20 protein-coding genes and 2 pseudogenes are annotated in these 21,829 nt (G+C 43.9%); 9 read left to right on the forward strand and 13 right to left on the reverse strand.

From position 1 onward, the window contains the following. Window positions 1-684: 684 nt before the first annotated feature. Together metH and F6K13_RS00355 are read left to right on the forward strand one after the other, a co-directional pair. Entirely contained in the window at window positions 685-4,359 is a 3,675-nt protein-coding gene (gene metH, locus F6K13_RS00350; protein WP_287286641.1) for a methionine synthase, read from the forward strand. A gap of 229 nt (window positions 4,360-4,588) precedes the next feature. Further along, complete coding sequence (locus tag F6K13_RS00355; protein WP_124146757.1) at window positions 4,589-5,059, forward strand: hypothetical protein; 471 nt, start codon at window positions 4,589-4,591, stop codon at window positions 5,057-5,059. Window positions 5,060-5,229: 170 nt separating this feature from the next. Here the strand turns inward: F6K13_RS00355 and F6K13_RS00360 are convergent, their stop codons facing one another. Further along, window positions 5,230-6,129 (reverse strand): LysR family transcriptional regulator, encoded by a 900-nt coding sequence (locus F6K13_RS00360; RefSeq protein ID WP_124146758.1) that lies wholly within the window; start codon window positions 6,127-6,129, stop codon window positions 5,230-5,232. 166 nt (window positions 6,130-6,295) lie between these two features. Between F6K13_RS00360 and metE the strand changes: the two genes are divergently transcribed. After that, a complete protein-coding gene (metE, locus tag F6K13_RS00365; RefSeq protein WP_124146759.1) occupies window positions 6,296-8,653 on the forward strand; it encodes a 5-methyltetrahydropteroyltriglutamate--homocysteine S-methyltransferase in 2,358 nt (785 codons plus the stop codon). Between the two features lie 669 nt (window positions 8,654-9,322). Here metE and F6K13_RS00370 read toward each other — a convergent pair. Continuing rightward, window positions 9,323-10,402, reverse strand: a complete 1,080-nt coding sequence (locus F6K13_RS00370) for a low specificity L-threonine aldolase (protein WP_124147633.1) — start codon at window positions 10,400-10,402, stop codon at window positions 9,323-9,325. A 595-nt stretch (window positions 10,403-10,997) separates the two neighbouring features. Here F6K13_RS00370 and F6K13_RS00375 point away from each other — a divergent pair. From F6K13_RS00375 to F6K13_RS00390, 4 genes are all read left to right on the forward strand, one after another. Continuing rightward, complete coding sequence (locus F6K13_RS00375) at window positions 10,998-11,570, forward strand: hypothetical protein (protein ID WP_124147634.1); 573 nt, start codon at window positions 10,998-11,000, stop codon at window positions 11,568-11,570. 488 nt (window positions 11,571-12,058) lie between these two features. Continuing rightward, window positions 12,059-13,225, forward strand: a complete 1,167-nt coding sequence (locus F6K13_RS00380) for an alpha-hydroxy acid oxidase (RefSeq protein ID WP_240039194.1) — start codon at window positions 12,059-12,061, stop codon at window positions 13,223-13,225. A 229-nt stretch (window positions 13,226-13,454) separates the two neighbouring features. Continuing rightward, window positions 13,455-13,649: a hypothetical protein gene (locus F6K13_RS00385; RefSeq protein ID WP_287286644.1), complete on the forward strand. Its 195-nt coding sequence runs from the start codon at window positions 13,455-13,457 to the stop codon at window positions 13,647-13,649. Window positions 13,650-13,700: 51 nt separating this feature from the next. After that, window positions 13,701-13,967 carry a hypothetical protein gene (locus F6K13_RS00390; protein ID WP_287286645.1) on the forward strand — a complete coding sequence of 89 codons (267 nt, stop codon included), beginning with the start codon at window positions 13,701-13,703 and terminating at the stop codon, window positions 13,965-13,967. A gap of 7 nt (window positions 13,968-13,974) precedes the next feature. Here the strand turns inward: F6K13_RS00390 and hisI are convergent, their stop codons facing one another. Continuing rightward, complete coding sequence (hisI, locus tag F6K13_RS00395; RefSeq protein ID WP_124147635.1) at window positions 13,975-14,460, reverse strand: phosphoribosyl-AMP cyclohydrolase; 486 nt, start codon at window positions 14,458-14,460, stop codon at window positions 13,975-13,977. Between the two features lie 106 nt (window positions 14,461-14,566). Here hisI and F6K13_RS00400 point away from each other — a divergent pair, with 106 nt between their 5' ends. Next, complete coding sequence (locus F6K13_RS00400; RefSeq protein WP_124147636.1) at window positions 14,567-14,749, forward strand: hypothetical protein; 183 nt, start codon at window positions 14,567-14,569, stop codon at window positions 14,747-14,749. Window positions 14,750-14,784: 35 nt separating this feature from the next. Here F6K13_RS00400 and F6K13_RS00405 read toward each other — a convergent pair whose 3' ends face one another. The 10 genes and pseudogenes from F6K13_RS00405 to F6K13_RS00440 all read right to left on the reverse strand — a co-directional run bounded on the left by F6K13_RS00405 (window position 14,785) and on the right by F6K13_RS00440 (window position 21,514). Beyond that, window positions 14,785-15,105: a hypothetical protein gene (locus tag F6K13_RS00405; protein WP_124147637.1), complete on the reverse strand. Its 321-nt coding sequence runs from the start codon at window positions 15,103-15,105 to the stop codon at window positions 14,785-14,787. Window positions 15,106-15,118: 13 nt separating this feature from the next. After that, a pseudogene (locus tag F6K13_RS34815) lies at window positions 15,119-15,229 on the reverse strand (hypothetical protein); the annotation flags it as partial. A gap of 273 nt (window positions 15,230-15,502) precedes the next feature. Beyond that, window positions 15,503-15,661, reverse strand: coding sequence for a hypothetical protein (locus F6K13_RS00410; RefSeq protein WP_205127562.1), 159 nt, complete (start codon window positions 15,659-15,661; stop codon window positions 15,503-15,505). 122 nt (window positions 15,662-15,783) lie between these two features. Continuing rightward, a complete protein-coding gene (locus F6K13_RS00415) occupies window positions 15,784-16,317 on the reverse strand; it encodes a hypothetical protein (RefSeq protein ID WP_287273721.1) in 534 nt (177 codons plus the stop codon). 3 nt (window positions 16,318-16,320) lie between these two features. Continuing rightward, complete coding sequence (locus tag F6K13_RS00420; RefSeq protein ID WP_124147645.1) at window positions 16,321-17,019, reverse strand: PEP-CTERM sorting domain-containing protein; 699 nt, start codon at window positions 17,017-17,019, stop codon at window positions 16,321-16,323. A gap of 53 nt (window positions 17,020-17,072) precedes the next feature. Beyond that, window positions 17,073-17,426, reverse strand: a complete 354-nt coding sequence (locus F6K13_RS00425) for a phosphoribosyl-AMP cyclohydrolase (RefSeq protein ID WP_124147646.1) — start codon at window positions 17,424-17,426, stop codon at window positions 17,073-17,075. 528 nt (window positions 17,427-17,954) lie between these two features. Beyond that, window positions 17,955-18,119: a transposase gene (locus tag F6K13_RS34820; RefSeq protein ID WP_124147658.1), complete on the reverse strand. Its 165-nt coding sequence runs from the start codon at window positions 18,117-18,119 to the stop codon at window positions 17,955-17,957. A gap of 253 nt (window positions 18,120-18,372) precedes the next feature. Next, the gene (locus tag F6K13_RS00430) at window positions 18,373-18,927 is read right to left on the reverse strand and encodes a hypothetical protein (protein ID WP_124147647.1); all 555 of its coding nucleotides are present in this window, start codon (window positions 18,925-18,927) and stop codon (window positions 18,373-18,375) included. Between the two features lie 59 nt (window positions 18,928-18,986). Then, window positions 18,987-19,274, reverse strand: a pseudogene (locus tag F6K13_RS00435) (IS1 family transposase); the annotation flags it as partial. 587 nt (window positions 19,275-19,861) lie between these two features. Next, a complete protein-coding gene (locus F6K13_RS00440; protein ID WP_287286647.1) occupies window positions 19,862-21,514 on the reverse strand; it encodes a nucleoside recognition domain-containing protein in 1,653 nt (550 codons plus the stop codon). Between the two features lie 69 nt (window positions 21,515-21,583). Here F6K13_RS00440 and F6K13_RS00445 point away from each other — a divergent pair, with 69 nt between their 5' ends. Beyond that, entirely contained in the window at window positions 21,584-21,769 is a 186-nt protein-coding gene (locus F6K13_RS00445) for a hypothetical protein (RefSeq protein WP_124147649.1), read from the forward strand. Window positions 21,770-21,829 lie beyond the last annotated feature (60 nt).

Here is a 21,829-nt window from a genome sequence, read left to right on the forward strand (position 1 = left end):
GTTAGAAGAAATTCTGTTTGAGCGTTGTCAAGTTCTTTTAACACAGCAATTTGCAATCAAGGCTATAACCCAGTACCATTGGTGGCCGAAAATTCAGGTTTAATTACTCCGATGCTACCGGATTTGATATAACACCTCTGGAGAGACTGGCCTCTGCTTGAATGAGGAAACTCAAACGAGTAAGCCGACTCGATGAAAGAGGAAGTCTAAATAGCAATATTTAGAATCCCTGTCGCTTTAGTGCGGGGAGTACGTCACAGTTCTAAAAGAAACTTCATTAGTATTAGGATTATAAAGAGTATAGGTAGCATTTCCGGGTAAACTTTCTACATTACCGACTCCTATAACCTACATTACGCACGACAAAATGTAGTATTAATTTAGGAGTCATATAGAATCCGGTTATTGGGACTTACACAACTTAACTGTTTCTTCCCAGCAACCACTACAGTTAACTTTTACTGAAACCGAGAAAATATTTGATCCAAAAGCCGTTTATGGTGATGGCCCTAACCCCACACAATTGTAAATAAATAAAAAGGATTTTTATGTTATCTTAATCATGAGAATGATTATCATTCTTATACATGATTATCCTCCTCAACCTTCCAAGATGAATTGCTTTGGGGTTAAAAAGAAAAAGGTTGCAGGAGAAGTCCAAGGCCAACTATAACCATTACGCTTATGCTAAGTACTGAAACTCCGAAACCTCAGTTAAAGACTTCATTTCTCCAACGGCTCCAGAGTCCAGATCGTCCAGTGGTGATCTTTGATGGCGCAATGGGAACTAACATCCAATCCCAAAACTTGACCGCCGAGGACTTTGGTGGAGCGGAATATGAAGGTTGTAATGAATATTTAGTCATCACCAAGCCAGAGGCAGTGGCCAAGGTCCATCGTGATTTTCTTGCAGCGGGGGCGGATGTTGTCGAGACTGATAGCTTTGGCTCTAGCCCCTTAGTCCTTGCAGAGTACGATCTAGCCGATCGCGCCTACGAGCTAAGTAGAAAGGCAGCAGAATTGGCTCGCAGTTGTGCGGATGAGTTTACCACTCCCGAAAAACCAAGATTTGTCGCAGGTTCCATCGGTCCAGGAACTAAGCTACCCACCCTCGGTCATATTACCTATGATGAATTGAGATCGAGCTTCATGGTGCAAGCAGAAGGTCTCTATGACGGGGGAGCCGATCTTTTCATCGTCGAAACCTGTCAAGATGTTCTGCAAATTAAGGCAGCATTGAGTGCGTTTGAGGCGGTATTTGCCAAAAAAGGTTCGCGAATCCCCTTAATGGTGTCCGTGACCATGGAAATCCAGGGAACCATGTTGGTGGGAACCGATATCTCTGGGGTACTGGCAATTCTGGAACCCTTCCCCATTGATATTTTGGGGCTAAATTGTGCGACGGGTCCCAATTTGATGACTTCTCATATTAAGTATCTGTCAGAAAATTCACCTTTCCCCATTTCCTGTATTCCCAATGCGGGACTACCAGAAAATATTGGCGGTCAGGCAGTTTATAAAATGACCCCCGAAGAATATACAACTGCCATGACAGGGTTCATTGCCGAACATGGAGTTCAGATTGTCGGTGGTTGCTGCGGTACGCGCCCAGCACATATTCAAGCTTTAGCCGAGGCTGTGGAACACACCCCACTAAAAGAGCGTTCGGTGCGAAAAAATACTGTAGGGGAGATTCGAGAGTCACTCTCCTATACGCCAGCAGCAGCTTCCATTTATTCCGCCCAAACCTACGAGCAGGATAATTCTTTTTTAATCGTTGGCGAGCGATTAAATGCCAGTGGTTCTAAGAAAGTCCGCAAGCTGTTGAATGAAGATGATTGGGATGGGTTATTGGCGATCGCTAAATCCCAGGTCAAAGAAGGGGCGCATATGCTGGACGTAAACGTGGATTACGTCGGGCGTGATGGAGAACGGGATATGCGAGAACTGGTATCGCGACTCGTGACTAATACGACCCTCCCACTGATGCTCGACTCCACCGAGTGGACAAAAATGGAAGCAGGTCTCAAGGTCGCTGGGGGTAAATGTTTGCTCAATTCCACCAACTATGAAGATGGAGAAGAGCGATTTTTTAAAGTGTTGGAATTGGCGAAGGAATATGGTGCAGGAGTTGTCATCGGCTGTATTGATGAAGAGGGAATGGCTCGAACCGCCAAGAAAAAATTCGAGATTGCCCAACGCGCTTATGAGGATGCGCTCAAGTTTGGGATTCCACCCCATGAAATTTTCTATGATACCTTAGCCCTACCGATTTCAACTGGGATTGAGGAGGATCGGGAAAATGCCAAAGCAACCATCGAATCAATTCGACTGATTCGGGAAAATCTGCCCGGCGTTCACTTTATGCTGGGGGTCTCTAATATTTCTTTTGGCTTGAGTCCAGCTACTCGCATCACCTTAAATTCTGTCTTCCTGAATGAAGCGATGAAAGCTGGGATGGATGGTTCGATTGTCTCTGCTGCCAAGATTTTGCCGTTATCGAAGATTGACGAAGAACATCAACAGATATGTCGCGATTTGATTTATGACAAGCGCAAATTTGAAGGCGATATTTGCACCTACGATCCATTGACGAAGCTGACGGAAATTTTTGCGGGGGTGAGTGCAAAAGATGCTAGATCGAGTGCTTCCTTAGCAGATTTGCCCATCGACGAACGCTTGAAGCAACATATTATTGATGGCGAGCGGATTGGATTAGATGATGCGTTAAAGGCAGGTTTAGATGCAGGTCATAAAGCACTGGAAATTATCAATACTTTCTTGTTGGATGGGATGAAGGTTGTGGGGGAACTGTTTGGCTCTGGTCAAATGCAATTGCCCTTCGTCTTGCAGTCAGCCGAAACCATGAAATCTGCCGTTGCTTTCCTCGAACCCTACATGGAAAAAATCGAAGGCGAGGACGAAGATCGCGGTAAAGGTAAATTCCTGATTGCTACCGTTAAAGGCGATGTCCATGATATCGGGAAGAATCTGGTGGATATCATCTTGACCAATAATGGCTACAAGGTGGTCAATCTGGGCATTAAACAAGCCATTGAGGCAATCGTCGAAGCTTATGAGCAGCATCAGCCTGATTGTATTGCCATGAGTGGCTTGCTGGTGAAGTCTACAGCATTTATGAAAGAAAATCTGGCAGCATTTAATGCTAAAGGTATTACAGTTCCAGTGATTTTAGGCGGTGCAGCACTAACACCAAAGTTTGTGTATGGAGATTGTCAAGATACTTACAACGGGCAGGTGATTTACGGTAAAGATGCTTTTGCCGATTTGACCTTTATGGATCGACTGATGCCCGCCAAAGAACAGCATTCCTGGGTGGATACCGAAGGCTTTACAGGGGAATTCGCTCAGTTTAACCAAAAGGGACGCAAGGCGATTGAAGATTCAGATCGAGAACTCAATGGTGATGGGTCCAAATCCGATGGAGAACTCAATGGCGATGGGAAGAAATCCGATGAACCCACTGTCATTGATACCAAACGCTCGGAAGATGTGGCGATTGATATCGAACGTCCTGCGCCGCCTTTCTGGGGGACGAAAATTCTTCAGAGTGGCGATCTAGATTTAGAAGAACTGTTCTGGTACATGGATTTGCAGGCACTGTTTGCTGGTCAATGGCAATTCCGTAAACCGAAAGGTCAATCTCGCGAGGAATATGATTGGTTCCTGGCATCAAAGGTTCATCCGATATTGGAAGAATGGAAGGAAAAAATTCGCACAGAAAAATGGTTGGAACCCACTCTAGTTTATGGTTATTTCCCCTGTGCAGCGATCGGCAATTCTGTTCATGTTTACGAGCCTAGTGTTATCGAGCAGGGGTTAACACCGAAAACAGCAACCCCGTTCGTCACTTGGACATTCCCCCGTCAGAAATCCGGGCGTCGGCTGTGCATTGCTGATTTCATCCGCCCCCTCGAACAGAATCAATTTGATGTCTTGCCTATGCAGGCAGTCACTATGGGAGAAATTGCCACCGAGAAAGCACAGGAACTCTATAAAGACAACAAGTACACGGATTATCTGTACTTCCACGGGATGGCAGTCCAGTTGGCGGAAGCCTTGGCAGAATGGAGTCATGCCAGGATTCGGCGGGAATTAGGCTATGGAGATTTAGAGCCAGATAACATTCGCGATGTATTAGCCCAAAGGTATCAGGGTTCTCGGTATAGTTTTGGCTATCCAGCTTGTCCGACGGTGATGGATCAAGTGCCACAGTTGCAATTATTGGGATGCGATCGTATTGGGTTATTGATCGATGAGAGCGAACAGCTTTATCCAGAGCAATCGACCACTGCTTTTGTCGTCTATCATCCTGTCGCTAGATATTTTAGTGCGTAAGAGCGATCGGGAATGGGGTCGCCCTTAAATCCAGGCGACCTCTAATTTTTCTTGATCGGGACTTACGCAAATTGCCAAATCCAACCCTAAATGTAGGGGCGATTCGCGAATCGCCCCTACAGATATAGCGGTAATGCGTAAGTCCTGTTTTCTCGATCATTACTAGGCATCGACATAGCTCCTTTAGCCTAAATTCCAACTGGATTTGCTTTCAAAATAGAGGTCTCTAATGAGTCAAACAAGCGATGGATCGAATTGGCATCAAGATTTTATTGCCAGTAATTTGCTGGTCATTGGCTATAATGCTTGGGTTGGTCATCTCAGTCAGAAGCGCGGTGCGATTGTTTGTAGCACAAATTCTCCAGCATTGGGGGTTAGCGGAGAATCATTCAAAACCCATTTTGTCGGACGTTCTCGCCTTGCGCCGTTCCTGAATGCCTGGTTAGCGGCTCCTGACACTGCAATTTTGCCCCATGACTTTATGATTGGTCACATCTTGGAAGTTGTCGATAATTATTCTCCAACCACAGAGGTTGTGTTGTTGCTGGAGTCTTTCGATCGGGCGATGTTCTTTTACTTGAAAAACCTACCCATGACACCACCTCAATGCTACGAGCAAGTACGTAAGACTTGGGATGAATTCCAGCCAGGAGTTAGTGCTGGGCAAGATGAACAACTTCCAAGAATCTGTCAGAACTGAGATATTGATAAATTGGTTATTTAAACCATAATTAACGTGAGTTCGGGTTAACAGGGTTAAAGCTTATCCCGAACTGAGGTTAAGCTAGTAGTCATTGCGGAGGATGGTTCTGATGTTTGGTAACTTTCAGCTTACTACATCCTCCTTTCCTTATCCCGAACTCAGGTGATTCAAGAATGCTCACTGTAGTTGCGAGCCAGCTCCATAAAAGCATTGAGATAATCAACTTCAAGATCGGTGCGACGGACACCCAAGAAGATTTGCTTTTGGACGCCACTGGCACCTAGTCGCACTGCACGCACGGGATATTTTTCAGAGAATTCCTCGACCAGCCAGCGTGGTAGAGCCGCCACTCCGCGTCCGCAGGCAACCATTTGAAGCATTATGTCCGTACTCTCGACCACTTTCTGTTTTCTCACCGTCATGCCCGCTGGAGCGAGGAAGTAGGTGTAGATATCTAGGCGATCCTGAGAAACCGGATAGGTGAAAAGCACTTCCTCGCCGAGCTGCTGGGGGATGACGTTATCCTTCTCTCCAAGTGGGTGCTCCGAAGAGACCACCAAAACCTGCTCATAATCAAATACCGGCTCAAAATGTAGTGATTTTTTTCGCAGCGGATCGGGTGTCACCAGCAGGTCAATCTCGTATGCGAAGAGCGCACCGATGCCGCCAAATTGAAACTTCTGTTTGACCTCAAAATCCACCAACGGCCAGGCGCGCAAGTAGGGAGTGACGATCTTCTGCAGCCACTGGTAGCATGGGTGGCACTCCATACCAATTCGTAATGTTCCCCGCTCACCACGAGCGAACTGTGCTAATTGTTCTTCTGCGTGGACGAACTGGGGAATCAGGCGGTTGGCTGTGGTCAGCAAATAGTTTCCTGCCGAAGTGAGGCGAAGGCTACGTCCTTCCCTATGCCAAAGCTTTACCCCTACCCGATCTTCCAGCTTACGCATACTGTGGCTCAACGCCGATTGTGTCAGGTGTAGCGCATTTGCGGCTGCGGTCATACTCCCATGCAAGTCAACCGCGCGGATAATATCAAGGTGGCTGCGTTCGAGAAATGTCATTGCTCAGTTTTCCATGAATTTTGCTCATTACTCCATGAATAAACATCATTTGTATTCCCTTGTCAAGGTCAAGTCTGATAGATATAGTAAGATTAATGTCCAATAGACAACAAGGAAAACAGCAAAAGAAATTTGCTGGAATACTCTTACATCGGAGACAAGTTCTATGAGTAACAGCCATAAGACAACTATCAAAACACATTCCCTGGGGTACCCTCGCATCGGAGCCAAGCGTGAATTAAAAAAGGCTACGGAAGCATATTGGAAAGGCGAGCTGCCTCTGTCTGAGCTGATAGCCACTGGCAAGAACTTGCGCGAAATAAACTGGAAGAAGCAACAGGCAGCCGGAATCAATCTGATCCCGGTCAACGACTTCTCCTTTTACGACCAAGTGCTAGACATGAGCTGCCTGCTTGGCAATGTGCCGTCGCGTTTCGAGTGGCAAGGTGGGCAGACGGATATCAACACCGTTTTTACCATCGCTCGTGGTACCGAGGGCGGCGCTTCTTTGGTTGAAGACGAGAAGGACTGCCAAGCAAACAAGATTTCCACTTTCGCCAGCGAAATGACAAAGTGGTTCGATACGAATTACCACTTCATCGTGCCTGAGTTTCGGGCGAACACAACGTTTTCCCTAAGCGGCACCAAAGTCTTTGATGAGTTCGCGGAAGCTAAGGCACTGGGGATTAACGCGAAGCCAGTGCTAGTCGGCCCCGTGACTTACCTCTCCCTAGGCAAGGTACAGGATTCTAGCAACCCAGACTTCGATCCGTTGACCCTTCTCGATAACCTTGTCTCCGTCTATGAAGAGATTATCGGCAAGCTTGCAGCCGCAGGAGCGGAATGGATACAGCTCGATGAGCCGATTATTTCCACCGATCTTAGCGCTCTACAGCGCGATGCTTTGAAGGCAGCATACGATCGCCTCTCCAAGGCCAAAGGTTCGGCAAAGCTGCTCGTCACCACATATTTCGGTGGCGTAAGAGATAATCTTGACGACTACCTTGCGTTGCCGGTTGACGCCTTACACTTCGATTTTGTGCGGGGTTCAGAGGACATCGACACTGTTCTGGCAACCTTCCCGAAGAACAAAATTCTCTCCGCAGGAATCGTCGAAGGCCGCAATATTTGGAAGAATGATTACGATGCCTCACTAGAAGTTTTGAAGAAGGCCAAGGCCGCTGTTGGCGCGGATCGGCTCTGGGTCGCACCTAGCTGCTCACTTGTGCATTCGCCTGTAACCCTGCAAAACGAACGAAAGCTTGATGAAGAGCTGAAAAGCTGGCTGGCTTTTTCCGACGAGAAACTCACAGAAGTCAGTGAACTCCGGCAACTTCTTGATGAAGTCGGAAGTGTGGAAGCTCTTGAAGCTAACCGTGCCGCCGCTGCTTCCCGAAAGTCCAGCAAGCGCATCCATAATGATGCCGTGAAAAAGCGCCTTGCTGAAGTTAAGCCTAGCGATTTCGACCGCGCCTCTGCCTTTGCCGAACGCCAATCCAAGCAGCGGGCTAAACTCAGTTTGCCAGATTTCCCAACCACGACCATCGGCTCGTTCCCGCAGACCAAAGAAGTGCGTCATGCACGCGCCCAGTGGAAGAAAGGAACCCTAAGTGATGCAGACTACGACCAGTTCATTAAGGAAGAAATTGCTAAATGCGTTGCTTTTCAAGACGAGATCGGCATTGATATGCCTGTTCACGGCGAGTTCGAGCGCAATGACATGGTGGAATACTTTGGCGAAAATCTCGAAGGCTTTGCCTTTACAAGCAACGGCTGGGTGCAGAGCTTTGGTACTCGCTATGTGAAGCCACCGATCGTGTTTGGCGATGTCAGCCGCTCCAAGCCCATGACTGTCTACTGGTCTAAGTATGCTCAAACCCTAACCGATCGACCGATGAAGGGGATGCTCACCGGTCCGGTTACGATCCTCCAGTGGAGCTTCGTGCGCGACGACCAGCCACGCTCCGTCACCACCCATCAGATCGCCCTGGCTATTCGCGATGAAGTGGTGGACTTGGAAACTGCTGGCATCGCTGCCATCCAGATCGATGAACCTGCTTTCCGCGAAGGCTTGCCATTACGCCATAGCGAGTGGGATCACTATCTCGACTGGGCGGTGAAGGGTTTTCACCTCAGTGCCTGCGGTGTGAAGGATGATACCCAAATTCACACTCATATGTGCTACTCCGAGTTCAACGACATCATCGAATTCATCGCAGCCATGGACGCCGACGTCATTACTATTGAGACCTCGCGCTCAAATATGGAGCTGCTTGATGCCTTCGTGGACTTCAAGTATCCAAATGAGATCGGCCCAGGGGTGTATGACATCCACTCGCCACGGGTGCCCCCCACCAATGAAATGAGTAACCTCATGTCAAAAGCGGAAGCCGTGATTCCCCGTAAGAACCTCTGGGTTAACCCGGATTGTGGCCTCAAGACTCGCCAATGGTCGGAAGTGAAGCCTTCGCTCATCAACATGGTCGAGACCGCAACAAAACTTCGTGCTACAGCCTCCAAGTAGCTACTTGTTGCCCCTAAAGTAGTGAAGCTGCGATTTGGGGCAATTTAGCATAATTTCCGAGAATACCCCTATTGTAATCTTTGATTCAATAGGGGATAGCGCTTTTAAAGGGCGGAACCATTTCCGCCCACAGCACCTCATGAATTGGATAAAAAATTGGGTACTCTTCGAGAAGTCGCTTCGCGCCTACGATGCCCATTTTTTTATCTCAACGTTGGTTGAAGACCCGCGCTCTCCTGACAAGGGAGCGTCGCATGGGAAAACCAATCAATAAGAGCGGTTTTTCCAATAGTGTGCTATAGTACTTAAAGGCTGCTGGGCTAGTAGTGTCAGTCTGTGGAGCGCGCCTTTAGACCGGAAAGAGGCTTGACCTTGGAGGCTGGTGCATTGTTAGCGCAGCTCCTCTGCAAGAGGCAGCAGAAAGCCCTAATAGCGCGATGGTTAGGAATCCCGCGCTGTCACGCAAGTGCAGCGTCGGGAGGATGTCAAGAATACTTATTGCTTGAAAAGACAAACTGACTGATCGTCGATTTAACCTGCAAAATTTCTTGCCCGATAAATTTCTTGCCCGATCGAGCATCTTTTAGTTTAGCTCGATCAGTCATTTATCGGGAATTTTTTTAAGGCTTGAGTACGGGGCTTTGAGGTGCGGGATCGATCGTTTTTACTCTAAGCGTGTAATGATTCTATAAATATTTGTGCCAGTCTATCCGCAGAGATGCGATTCAAGGTTACATTGATTCTCAGCAAGAAAGTATTGCTATCAGGTTCTGGCTCTGGAAGATAAACATTTTTCTTTTCCAACGTATCCCTAAACTTATCCAAATCAACATCAGATACATGCAATTTAAAGACATTACTACCATTGGGAATTTTCTCAACCTTGAAAGATGAATTTTTATGGATTAAATCAAAAAAATCATCTGCTAGCTTGATAGCCATTCTCAGTTCATCCATAAATGTATCAAGAAAGTTGAGGGCTATGACCGCAGATGGCCACATTTGAAATATATTACCCCCAAACATTCGCCGTACATGGTATAAATCTTTTGCGAACTCGTTAGAACAGGCTAATATTGCTCCAAAGCCAGCATTGAAATATTTAAACAGTGAAACATAAACTGTATCAAACAAAGAAGCGTACTCCTTTGGCGATATACCAGAAAAAGTCGATGCAATAAATAATCTTGCTCCATCTAAGTGGAGCCTAATACCTTGATCTTTGGCAAAAGTTGAAATTTTCTTCATTTCTTCAAAGTTGAAAATTTCATTGTACTTTCTTCGCACTGGACTTTCAATAGAAATGACACCCACTTCTGTTACAACTTTGCCTGTTTTCGCTTTGTCAATAACTTGCTTCACATCGTCCAAAGTAAATGTAGCTCGATCCGGAGCAAGTGGTATTAAGTTTAATCTGCTGAGGGTTTGTAAACAATCTCCTGAATCATTGTAGATATGACTTTCTTTTTGGACAAGCACTCTTCCTTTATTATTAGCAAGTTCCCGAATTGCGATTTGATTGGATAGCGTTCCTGATGGCATCATAACGGCAGTCTCTTTGCCAAGTAAATCAGCAAATTTGGCTTCAAACTCACTAATAATACCGCCAAGTGAATATACATCACGTTCAATATTTCTGCTTTTTGTAAGCTTATACAGAAGCTGCGAGTATGCAAGTGGAGACATTTCAATCCCATCTGCTGTAAATCGAATTGACTTATCTGAATTAACCAGATCAATATTATCCATTATCTAAATTTACCTCATATATAGAAAAACATGTAAATTTACTCAAAGTATTCTCTTAATACTTTTGTGTAGAACCCCTAAGCGTATCTTTGCAAAGGTGCGGGTTTTTGGTACAGGAGTCAGGAGTCAGGAATGAGAGAAATAAAATAGGGAAAAAAAGTAGAAAAATTCCTCCATCTCCCCACACTTCCCACACTTCCCACACTTCCTACCCTCCCCATCTATAAAAAAATAGATACCAAATGGGTTATATATGTGTTATATCAAATCCGTTTAATTCGGTATTAAAAAAGATTCCATCTTCACCTAGAGCGGAAAGAATTCTGAGTTCTCTTCCCTTCTGAATTCTGGATTGCAGAATTGCTGGATTCTGATTCACTATCTTATTACACCGATGCTACCGGATTTAATATTAAGACTAGTATATGGTTTTGCTTGTATTTATACCAAATTATACTGTTTTAATTCATTTTTGGCAAAAATTTTCAGCCATGAGTGAGCTAATTTAGTAACAATTAATATTCTCCTACCCTTATAGGTTCTATACTTTGGGATAGACCACATCAACCCAATCTCGTGGAGGAATTGATTTAAAATGAGTAGTCTTGCAGTTGCAACTGTTATATCGAACAGCGAAGCGCTTGTTGAACAGCAAATTTTAAGCTTCCAAACGTTCCTTAAGCTTCGAGACCAAGAAGGTAAAGTCTTTGAGGCTGCTTCTGAAATTTACACGAGGCTCAGTAATTATTCTGTGATCGATCAAGCGGCTTCGGAGAAGAGCCACGTTCCGACTGGAAGTTCTTGGATTTTGGAATGCCTACCCGATCAGCAATATCACTGGCATTCGTTTTCAACAGAGGATCGGATGTTATCTGCGCGTCGGGTGTTCTTTATTGCTGATAGAGGTCTGATAATTTCGGTTTTTGAGAACCCTGCGTCTTTTCTACAGCCAAGGCATGAGATCTTTGAGTGTGAGGGGCCAGTGTTTCTTGAGTTTGAATTCTGTGGTAGTCTTGTGCACCGGTTTCGGCCACTGAGTGGCAGACTGTTTGCGCTCTCCATACATCATAAAGATGAATCTGTTTCGGACACGACATTGGGTCAGCAAACCCACATCTTTTCAGGGGAGTCACCTCAAATCACGCAGCGCTTTCATCTAACATTGTGACTTTAACTTTGGCTCTTCTGGATCTAGGGTGGAGCTAATCGGGGGGGCCATTGAAAACATCGGTGTTGGTGTCGCCATCGGAATTGCGATTGGTGCTGCGATTGGAGCGTTTCAACAGAATAGGACATCAAATTGAGGTGGAGCACTTTCATTTCTACAAGAATTGCTGAGTGTCCAAAACCTGGGTTGAGCTTCTCGATCGTCAACCCGACTGTTGAGATAATCTACTGGGCTATATTTATGTTATCGATACAAATAGTTGTCGTATAAATTTCTGTAGTATTTCAGGGAGGCTTGAGGCAGTGGTTCTTAGGTATTATCCTTAGGTTACTGCTTTACGATGTCTAAGAACCCAATTGCAATTACAAATCGTCAAGAGATCGATAAACTGGTGATTTTGGAACAGTCCATTCCCTAGAGACTGGCGATGAAGGTTGAATGCTTCTCAAAATGGAATAGTATGGACTTAGTAAACATAAATCTGACTGATGTATTTTATGAGATTGAATGACTGTCACAATTTTCAGGATTTCCGAAAATTAGCGAAACGCCGACTACCAGGACCAATTTTCAATTACATCGATGGAGCGGCCGATGATGAACAGACCTATCGGCGTAACACTGAAGCCTATGGAGACTGCGATCTTATTCCGAACGTGCTTGTCGGTGTGGAAAATGTGGATATGTCAGTTGAGGTGATGGGGCAAAAACTAGATATGCCTATCTACTGTGCCCCGACAGCATTGCAACGCCTTTTTCATCACGAAGGAGAGCGTGCGGTTGCGAGGGCTGCTGCAGAATATGGCACGATGTTTGGGGTGTCTTCACTGGCGACAGTAACCGTTGAAGAAATCTCAAAAATAGCAAACACGCCGAAGATGTTTCAGTTCTACTTCCATAAAGATCGCGGCTTGAATGATGCGTTGCTTGAACGCGCACGAGCAGCGGACTTTAATGTTTTAGCATTAACCGTCGATACCATTACTGGTGGTAATCGCGAACGCGATCAGCGTACAGGATTTACTTCGCCACCAAAATTAACGCTTGACTCCTTAATGAGTTTTGCGACGCACCCAGCATGGGCTTGGAACTTTTTGACAAAAGAAAAGTTCGATATGCCACATTTGTCTGGCTATGTCTCGCAGGGAACGAACTTAGCAGTCTCTGTTGGTGATTACTTCTCAACGATGCTAGATCAATCCATGAATTGGAATGATGCTGAAAAACTCTGCTCGCAGTGGAATGGGCAGTTTGCACTGAAAGGGATAATGAGTGTGGAAGATGCCAAGCGTGCTGTTGATATTGGTTGTACGGGTATTATGGTTTCTAACCACGGCGGCCGTCAGCTCGATGGTTGCCGTAGCCCCTTCGATCAACTCGCAGAAATTTGTGATGCTGTTGGGGATAAAATTGATGTCATTTGCGAAGGTGGTATTCAGCGCGGTACCCATGTGCTTAAGGCGCTATCTGTTGGAGCTAAAGCATGTTCAGGTGGGCGATTCTATCTTTTTGCATTGGCCGCTGCTGGGCAAGCAGGAGTTGAGCGTGTTTTAGGTAATATGCGCACTGAGATTGAGCGTGATATGAAATTGATGGGAGTGACCAAGCTCGATCAATTGAGTAGAGAGAATCTACGCTTTCATCACTCACGATGAAGCGGAGTAGGGTGGACAAGGTCTAATGAAAGAATTGAGAATTTTCCGACCTAGGCTTGCCCACCCTACAAATCTACCGAGAAAGAGCTGTATTCCCAACAATCGATCGGCAATGGGGTCGCGCTTAAATCCAGGCGACCTCTAATTTTTCTTGCTAATTGCTAGGCATCTGCATAGCTCTTTTAGCCGAAATTTCAACTGGATTGGCTTTCATGCATAGAGGTCTCTAATGAGTCAAACAAACGATGGATCGAATTGGCATCAAGATTTTATTGCCAGTAATTTGCTGGTCATTGGCTATAATGCTTGGGCAGGTCATCTCAGTCAGAAGCGCGGCGCGATTATTTGTAGCACAAATTCTCCGATTGGCGGAGAATCATTCAAAACCCATTTTTCGGACGTTCTCGCCTTGTGCCGTTCTTGAATGCCTGTTTAGCTGCTCCTGACACTGCAATTTTGCACCATCACTTTATGATTGCTCACATCTTGGAAGTTGTCGATAATTATTATCCAACAACAGAGGTTGTATTGTTGCTGGAGTATGAGCGATCAAGCAACGTTCTTTTACTTGAAAAACCTACCCATTACACCCCGTCAATGCTACGAGCAAGTACTTAATACTTGGGATGAATTCCAGCCAGGAGTTAGTGCTTGGCAAGATGAACAACTCCAACAATATGAAGGTGCTGTAGATTTGGATAGAGGTTTTTTACCGAGAAGCAATCATGATGGTTGGGGTTGAAGTCAATTTACAATTGTGTTGGGTTGGGAGCATCACCATACACTGTTTTCGGGTCAAAGGTTTTCTCCGTTTCGGTAAATATTAACTGAATTGGTTCCTGGGAATCAATAGCACTTTTTCCCGTAGGAATACAGCGATAAAAACAAGAACGATAACCCACGTGACAACTAGCTCCCGAACCAGCTACTTTAACCTGCATCCACAGACAATCTTGGTCGTCATCAATAGCTAACTGCTGTACTTTTTGCACCAGTCCACTAGATTGACCTTTATGCCATAGCTGCTGACGACTGCGACTGTAATAATGAGCTTCTCCCGTTTCAATGGTTTTAACTAACGCCTCTTCGTTCATATAGCCATGCATCAGCACTTCACCAGTGTTGACATCTGTGGTAACTACTGGAATCAAACCATTGGCATCAAATTTGGGCGCAAGTAACAAACCTTCCTCAACCTGTTCTACGGAAGTGCGGGCGGTAAATAGGGAATTCATATTAGCTAAATTTTGTAATGAATGATAATCATTATTACATACAAAGCAGTGTTTAATTGGCGTTGCTGAAATGTAATGATAAATGTTGTAGAATTCAGAACATGATATGTCCGAAATGCCACTCTACCCACACCAGGGAAATGGCCAAAGACGTGGCCAAAAGTTTTTCCAATGTGGAATATGTGGTCGTCAATTCGTTGAATCCCCTAAGAGTCAACCCTATTCACCACAGATGAAAGAACTTCGTCTTCTGCTGCACTATCTAAGATTTCAAACTCTTCCTACATAAGCATAGATCATTACTAATCAGCAACGCCATTTAATTTACCTAGAAACGTTGGCAGTCAGGCGATTGAGCAGTTGATTTAAATAGTCGGGCAGATGGGAATATTGATGGGGTTCATTCAAGTCTTGGCAATCTGTATTAAACTCGCAGTCTGGTAAAATTTTTCCCGTGTTGCCATTGACAAAAACATTCCAATATTTACCTATTAAACCGACAATACTAATGTTAATCATCCACTCATTATTATCAAAACAGGTTGCACCTACAACCTCAAACAAGTGACGATGTTCTGGAGATACTTCCAGATTGGACAAAAGATAATCTAGGGCTGTTTGTTTGATATTAGTTAATTCTAACATACAGGTGGAATCTTCAAGTATTTACATAGCTAGTAAGGTTAACTTTCAGCCTATCACAGAGAAAGCGATCGCTCAAAATTGGTCTTGCTTCCTCGCGGCTATAAATTTCTAATACTGCTTCGGGTAGAGCTTCAAATCAAAAATTGATTCATGATTAGCTTTCCATTGATATTTCATAAAGGTATTTAAAAAGAGCAAAAATTATTAGACTTGTCGCTTTAANCTTGAAGAAGGAGACAGGAGACAGGAGACAGGAGACAGGAGGAAAATTACATGGGGATTCTAACCCCAAGTAATTTTGAACACCGTGTAGACGGTGGGGTATTAAACCCACAAAGAAAATGATAAAACAGATAATCCCAGATTTTTATAGATTATACCAGATTTTAGCCAACAGTTACAAGCCCCCCAATCGCTCAGAAGGTGTATCGGGATCGTTATCAGAGTCAGTAAAATTAACATTGCCGAATAAAGCATCAAAAGACCCATCTTGATTGGTGTCCACTCCAGTCAGTGCAGCAAATCCACTGTAGACAGAGCGATCGCCAGAAGTCACTGCTCCTAACGAACCGATAACCGTCGCCTCTCCTGTGTCAGGATTAAAGTTAATTAAGCTATCAGTATCAAGTCCACACCGTAAAGTTGATTTTCGACCGAACCAAGGCTAATAATAAAAGGTTATGCTGTTCCTAGTGCTGAACCTCGTGCTTCGTCGATCGCATCTCCGACCGCCGTTGCAGTTCCCTTGGGAGTTGCCATCCCCGTAGTCAAATCAAGGGCATGAATTTGCTGTGTGTTGAAGTTGCTATCAAAGGGGATGAGAAATCCACGCTGATCATCGAGAATGTCAAAACTGGTACTAAAGAGTCCATTTGCACTACCAATCGGCGTTAAATTAGCCGTCAATGGATCGATCTCTACCAATTGTCCTCCGGACGCAAAACCAAGCAACCGTTGATCCAGCGTTCCGGCAAGGGCTGAAGGAAGACCGGTTGTTTCAGGGGATACTGGCGTAGCTATCCCCGTACTAGAGTCAATGGCATAGATAAAGTTTTCTCGAAGATCATCATGAACATCGGGGACAGCAGGGATTAAACGCTGTCCTGAAGCATAAATTGTGGCAGCTTGAGCTTGACCAACTGATAAAAGTAATCCGAACGCCATGAGGACACACTCACTGGCTGTCCGTTTGCTAAAAATGTGATTCATCACTGTTTAACCTCTTCTAGTCAAACCTTTACATTTTCCTAGTCCCATCAGTGAAACCAATCCTAGTCCTAAAAGGCTTGTCGGTTCAGGGACTTGACTGGCAATCATCCGTTGTCCGAATTCATCCCCTGCTGCTGGGTCGTCTAACAATTGGGCGGTCGTTCGGGTGAAAAATGCCACATCTAAATGACGGCGAAAACCAATTTCTAAATCGGGAAAATCATTGCCAAAGTCGGTTAAATGAACGTGAGGAATAGCAAAACCATCTGACCCGATGGGTGCGGCTGACCAAAAATTTAACCCATCAGCCAACCTATTAGCTGGATCAATTAACACATACTCCCCAATATCAATACCATTGGGTTCGTCAAAAAAGCCATCCTGTAAGATCGTCCCCGTTGTTGTGTCGAAATTAAAATTAAAGTCGGGATAGGTCAAATGATTATCGATAAATTCTTGGATGAGATTGCCCTCTGGGTCAAAAAAGGCAATGTCAAAGGATTCAAGGTCATCCTTTCTAACAATGCCATTGTCATAATCTTTTGTCTCATCATAGCTAAATGAACCCTCAGCCCGATAACCAAGGATTTGCCCAGTCCATGACAGTTGGAAGGTTACAGCTTGGGCTGGACTGTCTGCCAAGAACACTAGACTTGTCACAACTCCAAAGACTGATACCGTAATACTTTGCCGAAAATTGAACACCTTGTTTTCTCCCAAACAAAAAAATTAGAATAATAATCATTCTCATTTTATACCTAAAAATTATGATTGTTTGAACTATTTTTTTTAAAAAAATCTAAAGCTTGGTAGTGCATCCAGAGACAATCTTGGTCATCATAAATTGTTAACTGCGCTACTTTTTGCACAAGTCCACTGGATTGATCTTTATGCCATAGTTGCTGACGACTGCGACTGTAATAGTGAGCTTCTCCCGTTTCAATGGTTTTAACTAAAGCCTCTTCGTTCATATAAGCGTGCATCAGCACTTCACCCGTGTTGACATCGGTGGTAACGACTGGAATCAAACCATTGCAGTCGAATTTGGGAGCAAGGAACAAACCTTCTTCTACTTGTTCTACTGAAGTTCTGTCAGTAAATAGGGGATTCATAGTGGCTCAACTTTTCAATTTTGATCATCATTATCCTATAAAAGGAATTCCCTTTCGCTAATTAACAGTCCACCCCAAGCAAGTAATATCATGTCCGGTTGAACAGTGATAAATAAATAACTACGGAGTCCTCAGGAGTCAGGAGTCAACCCACCCCTCGCCCTAACCCCTCCCAGGAGGGGAAGTCAGGAGTCAGGAGGGAAGAAAGAAGAAGGAAGAAAAGGTGCAAACGGTTTCTCAAAACTAATCCCAATACATCTACCACAATGTGACGTTTTCTCCCTTTCACTTTTTTCAAGCCATCCACACCTCGTTCAGGACCTCTGCTTGGTGCGCGTTCCCTAGGCGAGGAAACCTCGCCGGGGTCGCATCCGCTTTTTGATGTCCCTCCACAGATTGACTGTCAATCAGTCCCCAAGTTTGGGAATGATTTCGCCCTTCTTTTGTCCTCACTTTTGCTATCAGTCTCTCATTAATTTCTTCCCACAGATGCGTTTTAACCCAGCGACGATAGTAGCCGTATACCGTTTACCAGCAGGGGAAATCATGGGGTAATGCTCTCCATTTTATCCCATTATCAACCCAATAGAAAATTGCGTTCACAATTTCCCGCAAGTCTACTAAGCGAGGACTTCCTATCGAATTAGGGGGTGGCAAGAAATCGAAGATTTCTTGCCATTCTGAGTCAGTTATATCATGTCCGGTAGCATCGGAGCGTGTATAAAATTAAGGTGACAATAGGATAAAACCTTCTGCCTCCTGCCTCCAGCATAGCTGCCTTCCTTCCAGCAAAGTCTAATTATTCAACCGGACATGATATTAAATCAGTGGGATACGCCTTTCGGTTCGTACTTTTTTTGTGAGATTGGACTTGATTTTTGACTTGATCCTTGTTTTCTCTGTTCCTGCTGATTTGCTTGAAATTTTTTGACAAACACCTTCTCAGTTACTTTTTCACATTAATACAGTTTTGTGGCGTATCTTGGCCACTGACTATAAAATTTTGGCAAGTCATTATCAGCTGGTTGTTCTGTCCTAAAGTGTAACCAATGAGAGCTACAAAGAGAAAAATTCCGACGAGACCAATAATCAATCTACGTTTAAGAAGAAGAATCTGCGGATTGGTAAAACGGAAAAAGACATAGACTACATAGGGTAAAGAAATAGTAAGCGCCAGAATAGCTACTATATGAATCCAGAGATCATGTATTTGTCCAATTTCTGATGGGTCATCAATAATTTTAAGGATCAGCCAGATAGTTGGTAAGGAGAGTATGAAATACCCCCACGACTTTTGGCCAGGCAGAATGTTCTTTTGTACGACTATAGTTATTAAAAGAATACTCAAGGAAAATAGCCATATTGATAGAATATGTCCCAGGAAAATAACTCCGAAAGCACCAAAATTAAAACTAAGATCCCAAGCATAGTACACAAGTCCAAGGATCGGACCAACTAAAGTAGTTATTTTGCTTTTTGATATTTCTTGCTCTGTGTTCATATCGCTTACTTTGAGTCTGTTTTTGTAGAGTCGAAATGGCGTTGGAGAATGCGTAATGTTTAGGCAGGAACTGGCACAGTTTTAAATCTCATAATGTACGAGTAAACGAATCGAATACTTTAACATTGTCAAAGACTTAGAATAGCAGAGAGTTTTTCGATGAAGTCTAGCTAAATAATATCTTAGACGAGTATTTTCTCCTTCAACGCGGGTCATATAAGTTTTGCTAACTTGATGGTCTTCTGGTTCAATATATTTGGGTACACGGGATAGCCATCAGTAACGTACCAAAAACTGTGCCAAAACTGGATGATTTGCCATAATTTTTCAAAGGTCTGACTCGAGCGATAATGCTCCGCATCGCTATCGCGAACGCCAATTTCCCAAAGAATAATTCGCGGTCGCGTCCATGCCTTTATTCCAATACTAATTCACCGCCATACCATTGACATTTGTATTCTAGCTCCACTTTTCAAGTTTCGCCACTCTTTGGAGTTATTCTTTATTTTTTTATTTTTTATTTAAACATCTTATATAGAATCCGGTTATACAGTAATTGCAAAATTACTTTCTCTTAATACAGATGTTCTACTGAATACAAATTTAAAAATTCATGCTATTTCAATCTTTTCTTTATCCTGACTCCTGAGGACTGACTCCTGACTCCTAGAGCGATACGATAACTAATTACCCGGATTCTATATTAAAGGTATCTGAAGGATATTGAACTTGTGCGATCGCACTGTCAATACTGGCAATCATTCCTAAAATTGCCAAGAACCCAGAATAGATGATTTGCTTCATGATTACTGTCTTCCTTGCCTTCACATAAAGCTCTAGTTTAGCCGATCGCTTACTCGCAGCAGGAAAAGAAAATTACGCGATCTGGGTACTCAATGCCCCTTTACCGGAAGGCTATATTGAACTTAGACTTTTACCCAATTATTAACACTCCACCCCAAGCAAGTAATAAAGAAAAAACTACCGCAGCGATCGCCTGTCTACTTAACAGCAATAAGGCAAATCGAAGAGACTGTTCTCGCGTAATAGTTAACAGAGTAACTAAACAAGGTAGCAATACTCCTGCTATATACACCCCAGTCAAAATCTGCAATGGAGTTAACATAGCCAAGGTTTCTGGTTCGGCAAATAATAGCAGTCCATCTTTGCGAATAGAAGCTAAAATAATAGGCAATGAGGCGACCGGGGGTAAATTAAACCATCCCATTAAAGGATTGATAATATTGGCTAAAGTTGCGATCGCTCCTAACCAATTCAACACAGAAGCAATAACAGTAATAACTAAAAATATCGGAATTGCATTGAACAAAAATTGATCAATAGTTGACTTAGCTTCGCGCCAAATTACTGACCAACGAGGAAATTCTAAAAATGCTCTTCCTTCGATTACTAGGGGATTATGATTCGATTTAGCTGTAGGGGAAGAAATCATGTAGGTATATATCAAGGTGGTTGCGGTTAGATACAGCAGGTAAGGAATTATCAAGTAAGGTAATTTAGCAGCACTAAACACCCCTAAAGTTGCGCCCAACTGATAAGAACAAGCCGCTCCAAAAGCGATCGCCGAAATACAAGTTCCTCTAGAACAACTAGAACAAGCACGGGTACTAATCACCCCAGGAACATTACACCCCATACCCATAATTACTCGCACTAAATCCCGTCCCGATAACCCAAACGGACGGAGTAAAGGATTGAGAGCAATAGTAATTCGTTCTATTAACCCACTAGCTTTATATGCGCCCAAGAATAGGGCATAGAGAATTACTGTGGGCATCGCCCAAATAAACAGCAACGGACTCATAGTTATCAGTCCATACTGTCCTATGAGTATTTCTCTTAACCAGATTGGGAGTTGGGATAAAGGTTGAATAATGGGAGCTATAGCATTTTGGACTATAGGATCTGCTAAAGTCGCAAAGGAGTTAGCACCCCATACAGCAATAATAGCAGGAATAAGTAATAGGGCGATCGCCAATAACCAGCCTAGTCGAGGATGTTCTAACAGCGTTGGTTGGGGTTGAATATACCAGCCAGCTCTTGTAGGAATCCATTGCGCGGGAAAAGGATTAGGTTCTTGCAGAGAAGCCAAAATATAGTCTTTTTGTTTTATTCTCAGGTGGCGAGCATCTACAGTGACAATGCTCAGGTTAGAAGTTTCCGTCCATTGCCGAACCACTTGTTGAGTATGAACCGTGGGTAATACCTTATCCCAGAAAGTAATTACCAGAATGCCCCGTTTATCTGCTACTAAAGGCAGTAGATCTGCTAAATCTCGATCAACGTCGGTTGCCTTGACTATCAATAGCACGGTGTCATTTTCTTGTAGCTGTCTTAAAGCTTTCTTAGTAGTTACACTATCGGAATGATAGAGAATTCCAGGGGTATCAATAAAGGTATAGGCTTCAGATTGATAAGTGTCACAAGTCACTGTAGAACCGCGAAAATTCGCACTATAGGGAGTCTGTCCTGTAAGAGATGCAATCAGTTGGGACTTGCCGGTACTCTCTTTCCCAATGACCACAATACAATCGCGCTCTAATTTTGACGGCGTAAAAATATTCATTCTTGAATCAACACTATATGGTAATAATAATCATTGTAAAATACAAATAACAAAGTTATTTATTCTCTCATGGAAAATCAAGAACAAGCTGTTGTCTTCGACGAAGAACGCGCCGCTACTTATGACGAAAGATTTGCTAAACTCCCCCCATTGCGGGACACACTTCATTTATTGACCCGCCTGGTTCTTGCCGATCTTCCGGTCAATGGGCGGATTCTTTGTATCGGTGTTGGTTTCGCCCTCAAGGATATTTAGTTAGTGCGGATTTAGCGTCTGATATGTCCACTTCGTCCTATTTCCATTGATATCATGTCC

Source organism: Okeania sp. SIO2B9 (assembly GCF_010672505.1).
In the GTDB taxonomy this organism is placed as follows: domain Bacteria; phylum Cyanobacteriota; class Cyanobacteriia; order Cyanobacteriales; family Microcoleaceae; genus Okeania; species Okeania hirsuta.

Coding starts and splice junctions, on each gene's coding strand:
- metH (WP_287286641.1), top strand. CDS start 685: ATGCTAAGTACTGAAACTCCGAAACCTCAGTTAAAGACTTCATTTCTC.
- F6K13_RS00355 (WP_124146757.1), top strand. CDS start 4,589: ATGAGTCAAACAAGCGATGGATCGAATTGGCATCAAGATTTTATTGCC.
- F6K13_RS00360 (WP_124146758.1), bottom strand. CDS start 6,129: ATGACATTTCTCGAACGCAGCCACCTTGATATTATCCGCGCGGTTGAC.
- metE (WP_124146759.1), top strand. CDS start 6,296: ATGAGTAACAGCCATAAGACAACTATCAAAACACATTCCCTGGGGTAC.
- F6K13_RS00370 (WP_124147633.1), bottom strand. CDS start 10,402: ATGGATAATATTGATCTGGTTAATTCAGATAAGTCAATTCGATTTACA.
- F6K13_RS00375 (WP_124147634.1), top strand. CDS start 10,998: ATGAGTAGTCTTGCAGTTGCAACTGTTATATCGAACAGCGAAGCGCTT.
- F6K13_RS00380 (WP_240039194.1), top strand. CDS start 12,059: ATGTATTTTATGAGATTGAATGACTGTCACAATTTTCAGGATTTCCGA.
- F6K13_RS00385 (WP_287286644.1), top strand. CDS start 13,455: ATGAGTCAAACAAACGATGGATCGAATTGGCATCAAGATTTTATTGCC.
- hisI (WP_124147635.1), bottom strand. CDS start 14,460: ATGAATTCCCTATTTACCGCCCGCACTTCCGTAGAACAGGTTGAGGAA.
- F6K13_RS00400 (WP_124147636.1), top strand. CDS start 14,567: ATGTCCGAAATGCCACTCTACCCACACCAGGGAAATGGCCAAAGACGT.
- F6K13_RS00405 (WP_124147637.1), bottom strand. CDS start 15,105: ATGTTAGAATTAACTAATATCAAACAAACAGCCCTAGATTATCTTTTG.
- F6K13_RS00425 (WP_124147646.1), bottom strand. CDS start 17,426: ATGAATCCCCTATTTACTGACAGAACTTCAGTAGAACAAGTAGAAGAA.
- F6K13_RS00430 (WP_124147647.1), bottom strand. CDS start 18,927: ATGAACACAGAGCAAGAAATATCAAAAAGCAAAATAACTACTTTAGTT.
- F6K13_RS00440 (WP_287286647.1), bottom strand. CDS start 21,514: ATGAATATTTTTACGCCGTCAAAATTAGAGCGCGATTGTATTGTGGTC.
- F6K13_RS00445 (WP_124147649.1), top strand. CDS start 21,584: ATGGAAAATCAAGAACAAGCTGTTGTCTTCGACGAAGAACGCGCCGCT.